The sequence below is a fragment of the Paenibacillus sp. JNU01 genome (assembly GCF_059130585.1).
Map to the genome: position 1 here is coordinate 4,811,755 of NZ_CP169723.1, position 18,901 is coordinate 4,830,655.

17 protein-coding genes and 1 riboswitch are annotated in these 18,901 nt (G+C 48.0%); all 17 genes read left to right on the forward strand.

Annotated features, from left to right (window positions below; all coding sequences use genetic code 11):
• Nucleotides 1-85: 85 nt before the first annotated feature.
• The 17 genes from NLBNIHML_RS21050 (at nucleotide 86) to NLBNIHML_RS21130 (ending at nucleotide 18,752) form a co-directional block, all read left to right on the forward strand.
• On the forward strand, nucleotides 86-223 hold the full coding sequence (locus NLBNIHML_RS21050; RefSeq protein ID WP_278296959.1) for a hypothetical protein: 138 nt from the start codon (nucleotides 86-88) through the stop codon (nucleotides 221-223).
• 137 nt (nucleotides 224-360) lie between these two features.
• Nucleotides 361-624 (forward strand): DUF1294 domain-containing protein, encoded by a 264-nt coding sequence (locus NLBNIHML_RS21055; RefSeq protein ID WP_017690702.1) that lies wholly within the window; start codon nucleotides 361-363, stop codon nucleotides 622-624.
• 184 nt (nucleotides 625-808) lie between these two features.
• The gene (locus NLBNIHML_RS21060) at nucleotides 809-1,243 is read left to right on the forward strand and encodes a universal stress protein (RefSeq protein ID WP_339239478.1); all 435 of its coding nucleotides are present in this window, start codon (nucleotides 809-811) and stop codon (nucleotides 1,241-1,243) included.
• Nucleotides 1,244-1,513: 270 nt separating this feature from the next.
• Nucleotides 1,514-1,615: riboswitch (purine riboswitch) on the forward strand.
• Between the two features lie 194 nt (nucleotides 1,616-1,809).
• Nucleotides 1,810-2,295: a 5-(carboxyamino)imidazole ribonucleotide mutase gene (gene purE / locus NLBNIHML_RS21065; RefSeq protein ID WP_339258764.1), complete on the forward strand. Its 486-nt coding sequence runs from the start codon at nucleotides 1,810-1,812 to the stop codon at nucleotides 2,293-2,295.
• Nucleotides 2,292-3,494, forward strand: a complete 1,203-nt coding sequence (gene purK / locus NLBNIHML_RS21070; protein WP_494352666.1) for a 5-(carboxyamino)imidazole ribonucleotide synthase — start codon at nucleotides 2,292-2,294, stop codon at nucleotides 3,492-3,494. The genes purE and purK overlap by 4 nt, the downstream gene beginning before the upstream one ends.
• Nucleotides 3,491-4,789, forward strand: coding sequence for an adenylosuccinate lyase (gene purB, locus NLBNIHML_RS21075; RefSeq protein ID WP_339239480.1), 1,299 nt, complete (start codon nucleotides 3,491-3,493; stop codon nucleotides 4,787-4,789). Before purK ends, purB begins: the two co-directional genes overlap by 4 nt.
• Before the next feature lie 235 nt (nucleotides 4,790-5,024).
• Nucleotides 5,025-5,900: a phosphoribosylaminoimidazolesuccinocarboxamide synthase gene (locus NLBNIHML_RS21080; RefSeq protein ID WP_472474674.1), complete on the forward strand. Its 876-nt coding sequence runs from the start codon at nucleotides 5,025-5,027 to the stop codon at nucleotides 5,898-5,900.
• 701 nt (nucleotides 5,901-6,601) lie between these two features.
• The gene (gene purS / locus NLBNIHML_RS21085; protein ID WP_017690695.1) at nucleotides 6,602-6,847 is read left to right on the forward strand and encodes a phosphoribosylformylglycinamidine synthase subunit PurS; all 246 of its coding nucleotides are present in this window, start codon (nucleotides 6,602-6,604) and stop codon (nucleotides 6,845-6,847) included.
• A 4-nt stretch (nucleotides 6,848-6,851) separates the two neighbouring features.
• Nucleotides 6,852-7,541, forward strand: a complete 690-nt coding sequence (purQ, locus tag NLBNIHML_RS21090; protein WP_342571806.1) for a phosphoribosylformylglycinamidine synthase subunit PurQ — start codon at nucleotides 6,852-6,854, stop codon at nucleotides 7,539-7,541.
• Nucleotides 7,519-9,762: a phosphoribosylformylglycinamidine synthase subunit PurL gene (gene purL / locus NLBNIHML_RS21095; RefSeq protein WP_339304177.1), complete on the forward strand. Its 2,244-nt coding sequence runs from the start codon at nucleotides 7,519-7,521 to the stop codon at nucleotides 9,760-9,762. Before purQ ends, purL begins: the two co-directional genes overlap by 23 nt.
• Nucleotides 9,747-11,225, forward strand: coding sequence for an amidophosphoribosyltransferase (gene purF, locus NLBNIHML_RS21100; protein WP_339239482.1), 1,479 nt, complete (start codon nucleotides 9,747-9,749; stop codon nucleotides 11,223-11,225). Before purL ends, purF begins: the two co-directional genes overlap by 16 nt.
• A gap of 3 nt (nucleotides 11,226-11,228) precedes the next feature.
• Nucleotides 11,229-11,672 carry an immunity 26/phosphotriesterase HocA family protein gene (locus NLBNIHML_RS21105; protein WP_494352667.1) on the forward strand — a complete coding sequence of 148 codons (444 nt, stop codon included), beginning with the start codon at nucleotides 11,229-11,231 and terminating at the stop codon, nucleotides 11,670-11,672.
• A 129-nt stretch (nucleotides 11,673-11,801) separates the two neighbouring features.
• Entirely contained in the window at nucleotides 11,802-12,842 is a 1,041-nt protein-coding gene (gene purM / locus NLBNIHML_RS21110) for a phosphoribosylformylglycinamidine cyclo-ligase (protein WP_105602187.1), read from the forward strand.
• Entirely contained in the window at nucleotides 12,842-13,459 is a 618-nt protein-coding gene (gene purN / locus NLBNIHML_RS21115; protein WP_339239486.1) for a phosphoribosylglycinamide formyltransferase, read from the forward strand. Before purM ends, purN begins: the two co-directional genes overlap by 1 nt.
• A gap of 295 nt (nucleotides 13,460-13,754) precedes the next feature.
• Nucleotides 13,755-15,302 carry a bifunctional phosphoribosylaminoimidazolecarboxamide formyltransferase/IMP cyclohydrolase gene (gene purH, locus NLBNIHML_RS21120; RefSeq protein WP_494352668.1) on the forward strand — a complete coding sequence of 516 codons (1,548 nt, stop codon included), beginning with the start codon at nucleotides 13,755-13,757 and terminating at the stop codon, nucleotides 15,300-15,302.
• Nucleotides 15,303-15,432: 130 nt separating this feature from the next.
• The gene (purD, locus tag NLBNIHML_RS21125; protein WP_494352669.1) at nucleotides 15,433-16,698 is read left to right on the forward strand and encodes a phosphoribosylamine--glycine ligase; all 1,266 of its coding nucleotides are present in this window, start codon (nucleotides 15,433-15,435) and stop codon (nucleotides 16,696-16,698) included.
• A 716-nt stretch (nucleotides 16,699-17,414) separates the two neighbouring features.
• Nucleotides 17,415-18,752 (forward strand): hemolysin family protein, encoded by a 1,338-nt coding sequence (locus NLBNIHML_RS21130; protein ID WP_342571808.1) that lies wholly within the window; start codon nucleotides 17,415-17,417, stop codon nucleotides 18,750-18,752.
• The last annotated feature ends 149 nt before the right edge of the window (nucleotides 18,753-18,901 follow it).

Genomic DNA, 18,901 nt, shown 5'->3' on the forward strand with positions numbered 1-18,901 from the left:
TGCTGCGTGTGTACCTAATCAACCATGTGAAGGGGTATAAGATCCTCCGTTTTCAGGCAACGTAAGCCAAGGAGGTGATACCCATATGCCGCACAACAAACCCGAAAAGATCCATAACCAGCAGAACAAAGATAGCATTAGGGAAGAAAACATCGATGTTCGTCCAGCCAAAGCAGCCAAAAGAGTACCCAGCCTGAACGGTATTCCTAAGCAGGAGTCCTAAAATTATCTAAACTGTCGATCTTAACGCGTGCCTCGCAAAATACTTGTGGTTCCCCACCGGTGCGTTGAACATGTCTCTAATGAGGACTATAATGGAGACAGGGAGATGTCCCGGGACAGGGGGATCGCTAGAATTATATGCAAACCGGACTTATATTGTGGTTTTTATTTATTAATGTAGTGGGTTATCTGGTGATGTCGGATGATAAGAGGCGTGCACAACAGCGTCGTGACCGTACACCCGAACGGACGTTATTCTTGCTTGCTTTTATTGGCGGTGCTTTGGGAGTCTGGATCGCGATGTATCGGAAAAGGCATAAGACCAAACATCCCAGCTTCACCATTGGCATTCCGTTGTTATTGTTCCTGAATGCGGTAATCTATGGTTATTTTATTCAATGAACACTTGGAACAAATGCGTAATCGTTCATCGTCACCGTAAGGATTTATATGTAAATTCATTCGTATAAATGGTTCATTGTGGCTCCGTTACGTTTAAGGAGTTATATGGTTATATTAGTTTAATGGATGTCAGACCGAAGCTTGCTTCGCGTGCTCTACATATAAAGGAAGGGACGGGATTCACATGTTATTCTCCAAAATATTAGTGGCTTATGATGGTTCCAAAGCTTCAAATAAAGCACTTGATCGTGCAATTGAGTTAGCCAAAGTGTCCCCGAATGCTGTACTGGATGTCATTCATGCTTTTGATTTCCCGCGTGTATTCATCGGTGAGGGATTGGCGCCTCTGCCACCTTCACTTAATAATGACTACTACAATTTGGCGGTGCAAACAACAGATGAAGCGAAAGAACGACTTCAGGCTGCTGGTGTAACGGCCAATGTAGATCTGATTCAAGGAGCGGCTGCGGAAGTGTTGCTTGATTTTGCCAAAGAAAATGATTCGGATATCATTATTATTGGCAGCCGCGGACTCGGTGGAATTCGGGAATTTGTCCTGGGGAGTGTCAGTCACAATGTGGTGCAGCATGCTCAGGTTCCAGTACTGATCGTAAAATAATGAATGCAGTGTGTACGCACTGAAAAGCAGGAAGCCGGTTGCCTTCGAGAGATTGAAGAGGAGCCGGCTTTCTTTTATGGGATGAAATGGATGTCTAACCGATTTTAATGAAGCAATTCCCGAACATTATATTTGTCAATATGTTAAATGTTCGTCTTTAAGTTGACATTCTCTGTAGGGGATTGTTAGAATGTTAGATGTGTCGATCAGGTAAGAATAAGGTCGAGTAGGAACGAAATGTGTAATAAGAGATTACAAAAATGAACGAAAATAGTTTGATAGATATTTGCTCGTATAACGCCGGGAATAGGGCCCGGAAGTATCTACCCGGGAACCGTAAATTTCCGGACTACGAGGAGATACGGCTGAGAGTCGCATGCAACCAGATGCGGACAGCAAGCCCCCTTTTGGCATGCCCAAATGAGGGATACGTATTTCTTGGAGTCCGGTGTCCGGAGAAAATGTGATGTTTTCGCGGGTAGCGGATTTTTTCATTTCACATGTAATAAGAGTTTCTTATTGGTCAGATGTAATCAAAAAAGCTCAGACGGGAGTTGGATGTATTCATGTCACTGCAAGTCGCTGTAATTATGGGCAGCAAGTCGGATTGGGAAACGATGAAACATGCGTGCGAGGTGTTGGACGAACTGGAAATTGGATATGAGAAAAAAGTGGTCTCCGCCCATCGTACACCGGATTTGATGTTCGAATACGCAGAGCAAGCAATTGATCGAGGATTCAAGGTGATCATTGCAGGCGCAGGCGGGGCAGCACATCTACCCGGTATGGTTGCAGCCAAAACGATGCTTCCAGTCATTGGCGTACCGGTTCAATCCAAAGCATTGAACGGTCTCGATTCCCTGTTGTCCATTGTTCAGATGCCAGGTGGTATTCCCGTCGCAACTGTAGCGATTGGGAAGGCAGGGGCAACGAATGCAGGATTGCTGGCAGCTCAAATAATCGGTGCTTTTGACCCGGATGTCCAACGTCGCTCTGAAGCTCGAAGAGAGCGCATCAAACAAGAAGTACTCGAAAGCAGTGAAGAACTATGAGTAGAGCCGCGAACCAATCCGGCATAGAAGGAGAACTGAAAAATGTTCTGCTACCGGGGAAAACAACCATCGGCATTCTTGGAGGCGGACAGCTGGGACGTATGATGACGCTCGCAGGAACGGCAATGGGGTATCGATTTGTTACCCTTGATCCCGCTTCGGATGCGCCTTGTGGTCAAGTTGCTCGTCAGATTGAAGCGGGATATGACGATGCCAAAGCTGCGCTTGAACTGGCTCGGCAATGCGATGTTATTACGTATGAATTCGAAAATGTGGATGCAGAAGTCGCTGGACTGCTCGAGCGTGAGTCCTACGTTCCGCAAGGAAGTGCGTTGCTGTACACCACACAACATCGATTACGTGAAAAACGTGCAATTGAAGCCGCTGGAGTAAGAGTTGCGCCTTATCGTGAGATCACTAGTGCGGATACGATGCTTGCTGCTGTAAGTGAACTTGGCGTGCCTTGTGTACTGAAGACGGTGACTGGAGGTTACGATGGCAAAGGCCAGCGCGTAATCCGAGAGGTGAAGGAGGCTGTGGCTGCGTATGAAGAGCTCGCAGCTACAGGTGCGGAACTTGTGCTGGAACAATTCATCAAGTTTGAATGCGAGATTTCGGTTGTCGTAGCGCGCAGTACCAATGGAGAGATCAAAACGTTCCCGCCAGCGGAGAACATTCATGTGAATAACATTTTGCATGCTTCCATTGTACCGGCTAGAGTTGCTGCAGACATCCAGATTGAAGCGCAAAAGCTGGCAGCAGCGGTGGCAGAATCAATGAAGGTTGTCGGGTTGCTTGCTGTGGAACTGTTTGTAGCGGCGGATGGAAGACTGTATGTCAACGAACTGGCGCCAAGACCACATAATTCCGGTCACTATACGATGGAAGCTTGTGCCACTTCTCAGTTCGAACAACATATCCGTGCGATCTGCGGACTACCACTTGGGGACACTTCATTATTGAGCCCAGTCGTCATGGTCAATGTGCTTGGAGAACATCTGGAAGGCATTATCGCCAGAACAGGGCAACCTGATGCAGAAGCGATAGAACTCGGTGTGATTCCCAAGCTTCACATATATGGTAAAACCGAAGCGAAAACAGGACGTAAGATGGGGCATGTGAATCTGCTTTGTCAGGATGTTGAAGAAGGATTGCAATGGATTGAACAAACTAATCTCTGGAGGAATACAAATTCATGATTGAACGTTATAGCAGACCCGAAATGAGAGCCATCTGGACCGAAGAGAACAAATTCCAATCGTGGCTAGAAGTTGAAATATGTGCATGTGAGGCGTGGGCCGAACTGGGTGTAATCCCTAAGGAAGAAGCAGCATTGCTTCGTCAGAACGCATCTTTTGACATCGACCGCATCTATGAGATTGAAAAGGAAACACGTCATGACGTAATCGCATTTACACGTACGGTATCTGAAAGTCTGGGTGCGGAGCGGAAATGGGTGCACTACGGACTGACTTCCACAGATGTCGTGGATACGGCTTTGGGTTATGTACTGCGTCAAGCGAATGAGATTCTGGAGAAGGATATCGTGAATTTCATTGAAATTCTTCGTGAAAAAGCACTGACTTATCAGCACACACCAATGATGGGACGTACGCACGGGGTACATGCAGAGCCAACAACATTTGGACTAAAAATGGCGTTGTGGCATGAAGAGATGAAACGGAACCTGGAGCGTTTCCGTCATGCAGCAGACAACGTACAATACGGCAAGATCTCAGGCGCAGTAGGAACGTACGCGAACATCGATCCATTTGTTGAAGAGTTTGTCTGCGAGAAGCTGGGTACGAAACCGGCGCCAATCTCCACTCAAACATTGCAACGTGACCGTCACGCGGAGTATATGGCTACACTGGCGTTGATCGCAACGTCCCTGGACAAGTTCGCTACAGAGGTACGTGCACTGCAGAAGAGTGAGTTCCGTGAAGTGGAAGAAGCTTTTGCTAAAGGTCAAAAAGGATCTTCCGCGATGCCGCACAAGCGTAACCCGATCGGTAGTGAAAACATCTCTGGCTTGTCCCGCGTCATTCGCGGACATATGGTATCGGCATACGAGAACGTAACGCTCTGGCATGAACGCGACATCTCGCACTCTTCTGTAGAACGTATCATTCTGCCGGATGCAACGATGTTACTGAACTACATGTTGAACCGTTTTGGTAACATCGTGAAGAACCTGACGGTATTCCCTGAGAACATGAAACGCAACATGGAGCGCACCTTCGGCGTGCCATTCTCTGGCCGTGTAATGACGAAGCTGATCGACAAAGGCTTCAGCCGTGAGCAAGCATACGATACCGTTCAACCACGTGCGATGCAAGCATGGGAAGAACAACGTCAGTTCCAAGATATCGTGAAATCCACTCCGGAAATCACGGAAGTACTGAACGAAGAGGAAATCGCAGATGCGTTCAACCCGTCATGGCACCTGAAGCACGTAGACACCATCTTCAAAAAGCTCGGCTTGAACGACTAATATATAACTCCCATAAGGCTATAGCACAGAATGATGGACTAGCAGGGAACGTAGAGGACAGAAATAAGCTGAAGAAGCGAAGCGTTCGCCTTTATCCCCGGATTTTCACTTTGAAAAAGTGGAATCGAAAAATCTGGGGATAACAGCGATCGGAAGATTATTCTGTCGTCGGAGTGGAGTCCGCACCATCAGGATTCTGATCTTAGCCTTACATCTCCTGAAAGAAGGTGAGCCCATGGCACTGTCCACTGCGGCAGATCTCGTTAAAGCACCTCTGTTATATAAAGGAAAAGTACGTGAATTGTACGATCTGGGTGAACATTTTCTGATCGTGGTTACTGACCGAATCTCGGCATTTGATTATGTGCTGGACCCGGCAGTTCCCGAGAAAGGAAACGTACTGAACAAACTCAGCAGTTTCTGGTTTGAACTGACAGGCAGCATGATGGAGAATCACGTGATTCATACCGATGTGAATAAACTGGGTGATCTCATCACAGACCCTGAATTGCTCAAAGACCGCATCATGGTGACCCGCAAAGCAGAACGCATTGATATCGAATGTGTCGTGCGTGGTTACATCACTGGTGGTGGATGGAGACAATATGAGACAAGCGGTGAAGTGAATGGCATTAAACTGCCTGAAGGACTACGCAAGAACGCCAAACTCGAAGTTCCCATTTTCACCCCGGCAGCCAAAAATGATGTAGGGCATGACGAGGACATTTCGATGGATCGCATGAAAGAACTGGTGGGCGACGGACTTGCAATGGAGCTTCAGGAAAAAAGCCTGCGCTTGTACGAATTCGCGCGTGATTATTGTGATCAGCGTGGCATCATTCTGGCAGACTGCAAATTCGAGTTCGGCATTGTGGATGGCAAGGTCATCCTGATTGACGAAATCTTCACCCCAGATGCTTCACGCTTCTGGGCCAAAGAGAATTATGAACTCGACATCGAGATCGATAGCATGGATAAAGAACCAGTACGCACCTATCTCGCCGGAACGGATTGGGATAAGAACAGCAAACCTGATCCGCTCCCACAATCGGTAGTTGAAGCAACAACCGCCAGATACGTCGATATTTATAACCGTCTAACGGCACAATAAATTTAATTGTTTTCACGTAATGGTCAGTCTCGACCATTACACACCGTGCAACGTAAAAGGTTTAAGCCTTAAAAAAAACGTCGCATGGACTAGCGGAGGGGCGGAATTGTTCTTAAAGGAGCGATAGGTTTCGCCTTGTCCCCGGGTTTTGACCGCAGAGCGGGCCAAAACAATCCAAAAACCTGGGGACAACAAGCGACCAGAAAGAACAATCCGCCTGGGAGCAAGCACTAGACCATTACACACCGTGCAACGTAAAAGGTTTAGGCCTTTAAAAAACGTCGCATGGACTAGCGGAGGGGCGGAATTGTTCTTAAAGGAGCGATAGCGTTCGCCTTTGTCCCCGGGTTTTGACCGCAGAGCGGGCCAAAACAATCCAAAAACCTGGGGACAACAAGCGACCGGAAAGAACAATCCGCCTGGGAGCAAGCACTAGACCATTACACACCGTGCAACGTAAAAGGTTTAGGCCTTTAAAAAACGTCGCATGGACTAGCGGAGGGGCGGAATTGTTCTTAAAGGAGCGATAGCGTTCGCCTTTGTCCCCGGGTTTTGACCGCGAGCGGGCCAAAACAATCCAAAAAACCTGGGGACAACAAGCGACCGGAAAGAACAATCCGCCCCGGAGCAAGCTCCAAAGTCACTTTTTTAACAGCATAAAGCATTTATCCCGTTCATTACTGAGGAGGAACATAAGGATCATGATCAAAGCAACCGTATATGTCACTATTAAGCAAAGCGTACTCGACCCGCAAGGCGTAGCTGTTCAAGGAGCCCTGCATTCTATGGGATTCAACGAAGTGGAAAGTGTACGGATCGGTAAAGTCATGGAACTCAACCTGGATACAACAGATCGTGCGGAAGCGGAGAAACGTTTGAAAGTCATGTGTGAAAAGCTGCTGGCCAACACCGTTGTTGAAGATTACCGCTACGAATTGGAGGGTTAATCTCATGAAATTTGCAGTTCTTGTGTTCCCTGGCTCCAACTGCGACATCGACTGTTACAAGGCAGTGGAAGATGCGATTGGACAAGAGGTTGATTATGTATGGCACACGGCTACAGATCTTTCGGCTTATGATTGTATTTTGGTTCCGGGTGGTTTCTCTTATGGAGACTATCTGCGTTGTGGAGCGATTTCCCGTTTTGCACCGGTAATGAACGAGGTAGCGAAAGCTGCTGAACAAGGTAAATATATTTTGGGTATTTGCAACGGATTCCAGATCCTGACGGAAGCGGGATTGCTTCCAGGTGCATTGATTCGTAATACTTCCCTGAAATTCCGTTGTCACGATACGGTATTGAAAGTGGCAAACGCAGATACACCATTTACACGTGACTATGCACCGGGCGAAGAGATTGTCATCCCAATTGCTCACGGTGAAGGTAACTATTATTGCGACGAGGAGACGCTCGCGAGTCTGCAAGCGAACAACCAGATCGTATTTACGTATGGTACGAACCCGAATGGTTCCCTGGGTGATATCGCGGGAATCTGCAACGAGGGTGGAAACGTAGTCGGCATGATGCCGCATCCAGAGCGTGCAGTGGATTCACTGCTAGGTTCGGAAGACGGCAAACGTATGTTTACATCTATTTTGAAAGCATGGAGGGATCGGCATGACGCAGCAGCTATCCGCTAAGGAACCGACAGCAGAACAGGTCGCAGAACATAAACTTTACGCACAAATGGGCGTGTCTGACAGCGAGTATGAGCTGATCTGTGAGTTCATGGGCCGCAAGCCAAACTACACGGAAATCGGTGTATTCAGCGTCATGTGGTCTGAGCACTGCGCATACAAAAACTCCAAGCCGCTCTTGCGTCGTTTCCCGACAAGTGGCCCTCGTGTCCTGATGGGACCAGGTGAAGGTGCTGGAATCGTGGATATCGGTGACAACCAGGCCGTTGTTTTCAAAATTGAAAGCCATAACCACCCTTCCGCGGTAGAACCTTATCAAGGGGCGGCGACAGGTGTGGGCGGCATTATCCGTGATATTTTCTCCATGGGCGCAAGACCGGTAGCACTTCTGAACTCTCTTCGTTTCGGCAAGCTGGAGAGCGATCGTGTTAAATATTTGTTCGAACATGTTGTAGCAGGTATTGCTGGATACGGGAACTGTATCGGTATTCCTACCGTTGCAGGTGAAGTCATGTTTGATGAGAGCTATGAAGGCAATCCGCTCGTTAACGCGATGTGTGTGGGGCTGATTGATCATGACAAGATTCAGCGTGGTGTAGCCAAAGGTGTAGGTAACCCGGTGTATTACGTGGGCCCACCAACAGGTCGTGACGGTATCCACGGTGCAACGTTTGCATCCGTTGAGCTGACAGAAGAATCCGAGTCCCAGCGTACAGCCGTTCAGGTTGGTGATCCGTTCATGGAGAAACTGGTCATGGAATCCTGTCTGGAATTGATCGACACAGGCATCGTGCTGGGTATTCAGGATATGGGTGCTGCTGGTCTGACATGTTCGAGTGCGGAGATGGCAAGTAAAGCAGGCAATGGTCTGGAATTGTATCTGGATCAAGTGCCACAGCGTGAAGAAGGCATGACACCTTACGAGATGATGCTGTCCGAGTCTCAGGAGCGTATGTTGTTCGTCGTTGAGCCCAAGGATGAGGCGCAGGCGATGGAAATCTTTGAACGTTGGGGCGTAATCTGTGCCAAAGTTGGTAAAGTAACGGATGACGGTCGTCTGAAACTGATCCACCACGGTGAAGTAGTTGGAGACATGCCAGTAACAGCACTAGTTGACGAGTGCCCAGTGTATGACAAACCATCTTCTGTACCTGCGTACTATGAGCAAAGTGCTTCCATCGACACGCTTCGTTACGACGAAGTGTCGGATCTCGGCGGAGCGCTGAAACAAGTACTGGCTTCACCAACGGTTGCAAGTAAGAAATGGGTTTATGATCAATATGATTACATGGTGCGTACAAGCACTGCCGTTCGTCCAGGTTCGGATGCAGCCGTAGTTACCATTCGTGGAACACGCAAAGGTCTCGCGATGACTACCGACTGTAATGGACGTTATGTATACCTTGATCCTGAAGTTGGCGGACGGATTGCCGTAAGTGAAGCTGCGCGTAACATTGTATGTTCTGGTGCAGAGCCCCTGGCAATTACGGACAACCTGAACTTCGGTAACCCGGAGAAGCCGGATATTTTCTGGCAAATGGAGAAAGCGGTAGACGGTATGGCAGAAGCTTGCCGTGTACTGGATACGCCGGTCATCGGTGGTAACGTAAGTCTGTACAATGAAAACGCCAAAGGCTCCATCTATCCAACGCCAGTGGTCGGTATGGTAGGTCTCGTTCATGATACGGATCATATCACGACACAAGCATTCAAATCCGAAGGAGATGTCATCATTCTCCTCGGTGAAACCAAAGCTGAACTCGGCGGCAGCGAGCTGCAATACGCCGTTCATGGTCAGACGGAAGGCCGTCCGCCAGAACTGAACTTGCAAACAGAAAAAGCGTTGCTTAGCACGGTGCTTGAAGCTATTCAATCCGGTCTCGTTCGCTCGGCGCATGACTTGTCTGAAGGTGGCCTGGCTGTAGCACTTGCAGAATCATGTATCAGCGGTAATGTAGGCGCACAGGTGAATGTGGAGACTGCACTGCGTGCAGATCACGCCCTGTTCAGTGAGAGCCAATCCCGTATCTTGTTGTCGGCTACGCCAGAGCAAGCGGGTAAACTTGAAGCATTTGTACGTGAGCGCGGTGTACCTGTAGCTGTGATTGGACGTGTAGAAGGAAGTAACCTGACGATTGAACTGAACGGAACATCAGCCGTGAGCGAACCTGTAGGAGGTTTGGCTCAGGTCTGGGAGGATGCGATTCCATGTCTCATGAACTGATGACAGGACCGTTGTGGACAGGCGATTATTATAATGAAGGGTCCGGCAAGGAAGGACTCGACAAATTGAAGGAAGAATGCGGCGTGTTCGGGGTGTTCAGACATCCTGACGCGGCTTCACTCTCCTATTATGGACTGCATGCGCTACAACATCGGGGAGAAGAAAGTGCGGGCATGTGTGTGAGTGATGGCAGCCAGTTTAACTATCATCGTGGCATGGGTCTGGTGAAAGAAGTATTCACCAAAGATCTGATGCAGACGTTAACCGGGGATATTTCCATTGGACATGTCCGGTATTCAACAAGCGGTGACAGTAAACTGACGAACGCACAGCCACTGGTATTTAAATACCGTGATGGCGATCTGGCAGTAGCGACCAACGGTAACATTGTAAATGCACCAACGATCCGGCGTGAGCTGGAGCAGAGCGGTTCCATTTTCCAAACAACAAGTGATACCGAGGTTATTGCGCATCTGATTGCACGTTCCTCCAAAGGGCTTGTGGAAGCGGCCAAAGAGGCATTCCAGCGCATTGTCGGCGGTTATGCGTTTCTGATCATGACCAACGACAAGTTGCTCGTGGCTTCCGATCCACACGGACTACGTCCGCTGACGATGGGTAAGCTGGGAGATGCGTATCTGTTTGCATCCGAGACTTGTGCACTGGAAACAATCGGCGCAGAGTTAATTCGTGATATTGAACCCGGTGAACTGCTTGTGCTGGATGCAGATGGTCTGCACGAAGATCGCTTCGATCATCACAAGCACCGGAAGGCTTTATGCGCGATGGAATATATATATTTTGCTCGTCCAGATAGTGATATGAACGGTGCGAACCAACATGCTGCCCGTAAACGGATGGGAAGCCGGATGGCGATTGAGTCGTTTGTAGATGCGGACTTGGTTACGGGGGTACCAGATTCCAGTATCTCAGCGGCCATTGGTTATGCGGAGCAAACGGGTATTCCGTATGAGATGGGTATGATCAAGAACAAATACACCGGACGTACGTTTATCCAACCAAGCCAGGAATTGCGGGAGCAGGGCGTGAAGATGAAGCTGAGCGCTGTGCGTCGTGTTGTCGAAGGCAAACGTGTGGTCATGATTGACGACTCGATTGTACGGGGAACGACCTCCCGGCGGATCGTGAACATGCTGCGTGATGCAGGAGCAACGGAAGTTCATGTACGCATTACATCGCCACCTTTCAAAAACCCTTGTTTCTATGGCATCGATACACCGGACAGCCGCGAATTGATCGCTTCACAGCTGTCGGTGGAAGAGATCTGCCGTGAAATTAATGCGGATTCTCTGTCGTTCCTCAGTCCGGATGGACTGATTGCATCCATTCAGGGAGATAATCAGGATGATCCCAAGGGCGGGCTTTGCCTCGCATGTTTTGATAATGATTACCCAACCCGCCTCGACTTTGGCGGCGAAGAAAAATTCGGCTGCAGCTGTTAATCCATGCAGATGAGAAAGAGTTATAACGAAGGTGACGTGTTCCTGATTCCGATGAAGGATGGTCGATTTGCGGTATGCCAGGTGGTATGCGCACTTAAAGGCCGTTTTAAAAAGACATTTTCGTTCGGCGTGATGAGCATTCAGCGTGACGAAACCGTAAGCTTGGAAGATGGCGATTTTCTCTTCTATTCCTTTGGGAAGCGTAGAAGTAACATCATATTTACTTCTCCGGCCAATATCCGAAACGGATCGTGGAGGATCGTGGGTAACACACCTTTGACGCCCGAAAAGGAAAAGCTGAAAGTGTTTCAGTGTGCCGGACATTTATACTGCAGTGATGAGTACATTCGTAACCTCCCGATAGAAGAGTATAGTCAGTTTAATACGCTCGGCGTAGCCGGATTTGAATTGGTACAAAACCATCTGTTAGAGATGGAGCAAGGATAGGTAGGTTGGACTTAACATTGACACGATAAAATCTGGAGATAACGGCAATCGAAAGGTTGTCCAGTCCTCGAAGGGGTACGTGTTAATACGCTGGTTCAATTTTTATAAGATATGAAGGGTGTGATGGTTGTGTCCGAAGCATATAAAAAGGCCGGCGTCGATATCGCGGCAGGTAATGAAGCGGTTGAACGGATGAAAAAACACGTGAAGCGTACCTTCCGTCCGGAAGTAATGACAGATCTGGGGGGATTCGGTGCCCTGTTCGGTTTGAACAAAGATAAATACGATGAGCCTGTACTTGTATCCGGTACGGATGGCGTAGGCACCAAGCTGAAGATTGCATTTGCCATGGACCGTCACGATACCATCGGAATCGACGCGGTAGCCATGTGTGTGAACGACATTGTGGTACAGGGTGCAGAACCACTCTTCTTCCTCGACTATCTGGCATGTGACAAAGTTATTCCTGAGAAGATCGAAGCTATTGTTGCGGGTATCGCTGAAGGCTGTCATCAATCGGGTTGTGCGCTGATTGGTGGCGAGACGGCAGAGATGCCGGGCATGTACAGTGAAGGCGAATACGATATTGCCGGATTCACGGTAGGTATCGTGGACAAAGCGAAGATCATCAACGGCACAACCATCGCCCCTGGCGACACTGTGATTGGATTGGCCTCTAGCGGTGTACACAGTAACGGATTCTCGCTGGTACGCAGACTTTTGTTGGAAGATGCGGGACTTGATCTGCATGATGAAGTAGCGGAACTGGGCGGTAAGCTGGGGGATTCCCTGCTGGAACCTACGAAGATCTATGTTAAACCCCTGTTGTCCCTGCTGGAAAAGGTAAAAGTTAAAGGCATGGCACACATTACAGGTGGTGGCTTCATCGAGAATATCCCACGTATGTTGCCGAGCAACGTGAATGTGGATATTAACTACGGCTCTTGGCCGATCCTGCCGATTTTCAACCTGTTACAGGAAAAAGGATCTGTCTCGAACCGTGACATGTTCACCACCTTTAACATGGGTGTTGGGCTTGTACTGGTCGTTAATGAAGCAGATGCAACGGAAGCACTGCAACAACTGAAAGCATCTGGTGAAGAAGCGTACATCATTGGACGTGTTACTGAAGGAGACGCGCGAGTAACCTTCACGGGAGCGGATGTTTAATGGCGAACTACCGCATAGCTGTATTTGCCTCGGGTGAAGGGACTAACTTTCAGTCATTGGTCGATGCAGTACGGAACGGTGGGCTGAATGCATCCGTAGATCTGCTCGTGTGTGATAAACCGTCTGCACGTGTTGTGCAGCGGGCACAGGATGCAGGCGTGGATTGTCATCTGTTTACTCCGAAAAATTATGCTTCCCGTGAAGCCTATGAGGCTGAGATCGTGGAAGTGCTAGAATCCAAAGAGATCGACTTGGTCGTTCTTGCCGGATATATGAGATTGTTGACTTCGGTTGTGGTGGATCGTTACGCAGGGCGGTTGGTTAACATTCATCCGTCCTTGCTGCCGGCATTTGCAGGCAAGGATGCGATTGGACAAGCACTTGAGTATGGTGTGAAAGTGACGGGTGTGACTGTGCATTTCGTAGATGGAGGTATGGATACTGGCCCGATTATTGCCCAGCATCCGGTTCCCATTCTGCCAGAGGATACGCCTGAAACGATCAGCAAAGCCATTCATGCGGCCGAACAGCAGCTATATCCTGAAGTGGTATCTTGGTTCGCTCAAGGTCTGGTTCAATTGGATGGGCGTCATGTCACTGTTAACAAACCGGTTTGATATAGTTCTAAACTGGTTCACACAATAACGTAGAGGACAGAAATAAGCTGGAGAAGCGGAGCGCTCGCCTTTATTAATGGATTTTTACCATTGAGAAATTGTTCAAAAAAATCTAGGAATAACAGCGATCGAAAGATTGTTCTGAACTCGTAGTGTTTAAGTGTGAAAATCCATTTATAGACTATATAACAGAAGTCGAAAATTGGTACGCATTTTGTGATATTTCTCGGGAAATAAATCGGCTGTGTTTCGTCAGGAAACGCGAAGCCATGGGACATTAAAGGAGGAGCATATTGTGAGTATCAAAAGAGCGCTAGTCAGCGTATGGGATAAAACAGGCATCGTGGACTTTTGCCGCGAGCTGTCGCAAATGGGTGTGGAGATTATTTCGACAGGAGGTACAAGCAGCCTGTTGTCGAAGGAAGGCGTACCTGTCATCGGAATTTCGGATGTGACCGGATTCCCGGAAATTATGGACGGACGTGTCAAAACATTGCATCCGGCAGTGCATGGTGGGTTGCTGGCTGTTCGTGACAGCGAAGAGCATAAGCGCCAGATGGAAGAGAACGGACTGGATTATATCGACCTCGTTGTCGTGAACCTGTATCCCTTCCAAGATACTATCGCCAAGCCGGACGTAACATACGAAGACGCGATCGAGAACATTGATATCGGTGGTCCTACCATGCTTCGTTCTGCTGCCAAAAACCATGCTTTTGTTAGTGTCGTTGTTGACACAGCAGATTATGGGCAGGTGCTTGAAGAAGTTCGCAGCAATGGAGATACCACTCTCGAAACACGCAAACGGCTTGCGGCAAAAGTGTTCCGCCATACAGCGGCTTACGATGCAGTTATTTCTGACTATCTCTCCAACCTGAACGGTGATCCGTTACCAGAGCGTCTGACGGTTACTTACGAAAAACTCCAGGATTTGCGTTACGGCGAAAATCCACACCAGCAGGCGGCATTCTACCGCAAACCGTTGGCTGCTCAAGATACGTTGACAACAGCCGAGCAATTGCATGGCAAAGAGTTGTCTTACAATAACATCAACGATGCAAACGCAGCATTGCAGATTGTGAAAGAATTTGAAGAGCCTGCGGTTGTCGCGGTTAAACATATGAACCCATGCGGCGTAGGCATTGGCGCAAGTATCTATGAAGCTTACAGCAAGGCATATGCTGCAGATCCAACGTCCATCTTTGGTGGAATTGTGGCAGCCAACCGCATTATCGATAGCGATACAGCGGGCAAATTGAGCGAGATTTTCCTGGAAATCGTGCTTGCTCCTGACTTTACGCAAGAGGCACTCGATATCCTGACGAAGAAGAAAAACATTCGTTTGCTCAAAACGGGTGAACTGAACGCTGCTCGTAAACGGGAGAGCCAATTCGTGGTAACTTCCATCGACGGTGGTATGATCGTGCAGCAGTCTGATGTACATTCCATCGAAGCGAGCGAACTGAACGTGGTAACGGATCGTGCACCATCGGAAGAAGAACTGAAACAGCTGTTGTTCGGCTGGAAAGTAGTTAAACACGTGAAATCCAACGCGATTGTACTTGCTGCGAATGATATGACAGTAGGTGTGGGCGCTGGACAAATGAATCGTGTGGGTGCAGCCAAAATTGCGATTGAGCAAGCTGGCGAGCAAGCAAAAGGCGCTATTCTGGCATCAGATGCATTCTTCCCAATGGGGGATACGCTGGAACTGGCAGCAAAAGCCGGCATTACAGCGGTAATTCAACCTGGCGGTTCGATCAAAGATGAAGAATCCATCAAAGTAGCCAATGAATACGGAATTGCCATGGTCTTCACAGGCGTTCGTCACTTCAAACACTAGAGCGTAAAAGGTTCAAATAAGGGGTGTCGCCAGTCATACTTATGACTTATGGTACACCCCCTATTTTTTAGGTTGTTCAATACGCAGTAGCGTAACAAATACTGTTATGCACGGAGGGGGAACAGAGCGAATGGATATTCTGGTAGTAGGCGGCGGTGGCCGGGAGCACGCAATCATCTGGGCGCTGGTGAAGAGTCCAAAGGTAGGCAAGATTCACTGTGCACCGGGAAATGCAGGTATTGCTCAGCTCGCTGAGTGTCATGCGATTGCGGTGAATGAATTCGATAAACTAACGGCTCTTGCTGTAGAGCTTCAAGTAGGATTAGTGGTTATTGGTCCGGATGATCCGCTGGCGGATGGGATCGTGGATGCATTTGACTCCACTGGTATTCCGGTATTCGGACCTCGTCGCAATGCAGCAGAGATCGAGGGAAGTAAAACGTTCATGAAGGATCTGCTACACAAATACAACATTCCAACGGCAGCTTATGAGAAATTCGATAACTATGAACAGGCTCAAGCCTACCTGAATGAACAAACAATTCCAGTTGTCATCAAGGCAGATGGACTGGCAGCGGGCAAAGGTGTGACGGTAGCTTATTCCCGTGATGAGGCTGATCAGGCACTTCGCAGCATCATGGTGGATAAAGTGTTTGGTGAAGCGGGAGCGAAAGTGATCATCGAGGAATTCCTGGCAGGTCAAGAAATGTCCATTCTGGCTTTTGTCGATGGGGAGACCGTTCGTCCGATGGCCGCAGCACAGGATCACAAACCTGTATTCGACAATGATCAGGGGCCAAACACAGGCGGTATGGGTACATACTCGCCATTGCCTCATATCCCGGCTTCCATTATTGAGGAGGCTGTGGAGACGATCATCAAACCAACGGCTAAAGCAATGGTGTCCGAGGGACGTCCATTCCAGGGTGTATTGTTTGCCGGATTGATGATCTCGCCCGATGGCAAACCCAAAACGATTGAGTTCAATGCGCGTTTTGGTGATCCCGAAACACAGGTTGTTTTGCCGCGTCTGAAGAGTGATTTGTTTGATATCTTCTGGGCAACTGTCCATGGCAAGCTGGCTGACATTGAGATTGAATGGAGCGATGAAGCTGCTGTATGTGTGGTACTTGCTTCAGGCGGATATCCGGGTCCTTATGCCAAAGGTGTAGTCATTGAAGGACTGGATCATGTGGATGATGCGGTGGTATTCCACGCAGGTACATCGCGTAATGAAGCAGGAGACTGGGTCACCAACGGTGGACGGATTCTGGGCGTTGTGGGCCTTGGTGCTGATATTGCCGAAGCTAGAAACAAAGCCTATGCACAGGCGGAGCACATCCAATTCTATGGCAAACATCAGCGGACGGATATTGCTGCTAAAGCACTGGTATAGAATGAACAAAGAGTCCGTAAAGATGTGTACCGGAAAGGTATTTGCATCCTGCGGGCTCTTTGCTTCGTATATAGATGTATCTTGTGTAAACGATCGGACTTGTCCATAGGTGAAAGATAGGGGAAAGAGACGAAACAGGATTAAACCTGGATGTTCAGGATGTTTAATGCCCAGAGGTACAGGGTAGTATTTTTAGAAATCGGACTATACTAAACTTGTGAACAATATCACATTATAAGGCCATATTAATCATATTATATAAAGTACGTAACATACATAGAGACTAATTTGTGAACATTATACTGTAACCTTGTTCCAAACCATAACGTGCAACTGGATGGTTGAGAGGGAAACATGGTATACTTTTCGGAAACAGGAATGAGTACGAGGGGAGGTGGATATCTATTGGGTAGGCGATATTGTAAATTGTCCAAATGGCGAATCTAGGTGGAGTTAAGCGAGGAACAATTGACAGCATGAGGGGTAACCCGATTTGAATGAAGAAGTTTCTGCAAGTCATTGACTTCATCTTGAATTCCTGTTTTGTAATTTTACAAGGTCAAAACGTAAGACTTATACAAAAATTATCATTGAAATCGATTTTATATAAGGCAGACGTCGTGTTGAAAGACTAACAGCGGATGAATGGTTAACACAGTTAACGGATCACGCTGTAACTATCTCTGGAGGTGAATCCCTGAGAATCGGGGAAATCATTGGACATAATTACCATATTGAATATCGCTTTACTTATTATCTTGATTGCATTGACTGCATTTTTCGTAGCATCGGAGTTCGCTGTAGTCAAAATTCGTACATCAAGAGTGGATCAACTGGTTGCCGAGGGCAATAAAAAGGCCGTACTCGCCAAAAAAGTTGTCTCGGACCTGGATTATTATCTGTCAGCCTGTCAGCTCGGTATTACAGTCACCGCTCTGGGACTGGGAGCACTCGGAAAACCGACGGTTGAGAGATTGTTATACCCGGTATTCAATTATTTAGATGTGCCTGCTTCAATCTCATCCATTGCCTCATATGCAATTGCCTTTATCCTCGTCACATTCTTGCATGTGGTTGTTGGTGAGATGGCACCCAAAACATTGGCGATTCAGTTTTCGGAAAAACTGACGTTATTGCTCTCGCCGCCTTTATATTGGTTTGGTAAAATCATGTATCCGTTTATCTGGGCACTTAATGGAGCCTCACGTGTTATTCTGCGGGGATTCGGTGTGAAGCCTGCCGAACATGATCAAGCCTACTCGGAAGACGAGATCAAGATCATCATGAACCAGAGTTATGAAGGTGACGAGAACAACAAGACCAAGCTTTCTTATCTGGAAAATGTATTTGTATTCGACGAACGTGATGCCAAAGACATCATGGTACCACGTACGGAACTGGTGACATTAGATCAGGATATGACCTATGACGATATTATTCCGATATTGGATGAACATAACTATTCACGTTACCCTGTCATCGAGGATGGGGACAAGGACCGCATTATCGGCGTCGTGAATGTGAAGAAGATTTTGCCGGATATGGTTGCTGCAAGATCGTATCAACTGAGCGAGTTCGTTCGCGAGATCCCATTCGTTTCTGAAGTTACACGTATCCAGGATGCGATGATTAAAATGCAGCAGGAACGTGTACACATGGCCGTGGTTGTGGATGAGTACGGCGGTACTTCGGGAATCATTACGATGGAGGATATTCTGGAGGAGCTGGTCGGTGAGATTCGTGATGAATTCGATGCCGATGAGGTGGCTGATATTCAGGAGACCGGAGAGAATCAATATCTCATTAATGGTCGGGTCCTTTTGGATGAAGTGGAGCGGCAGTTCGGGCTTAGCTTTGAAGGAAATGAAGAGATGGATACCGTAGCCGGATGGATTCAGTACCAGAAGGGTGTGGGTGTGGAAAAAGGCGACACGGTAGAACACGGTGATTATGTCTGGACCGTTGTCGATGCCGAAAATTATCACATCAAGCAAGTTCTTTTGGAACGAGTGAGCGGCGCTGAAGTTGAGGAAGGTGCAAGCGATCTGGCGTGATCTTACCCGGAAATTTTTAAAATTTAAATGTTTTTGCGATAACGGAGAGGACAGAATAGACTGAAGAAGCGAAGCGTCCGCCTTTATCCCCGGATTTTCCCCTTTTATATAAGGATCAAAAAAATCTGGGGATAACAGCGGTCGGAAGG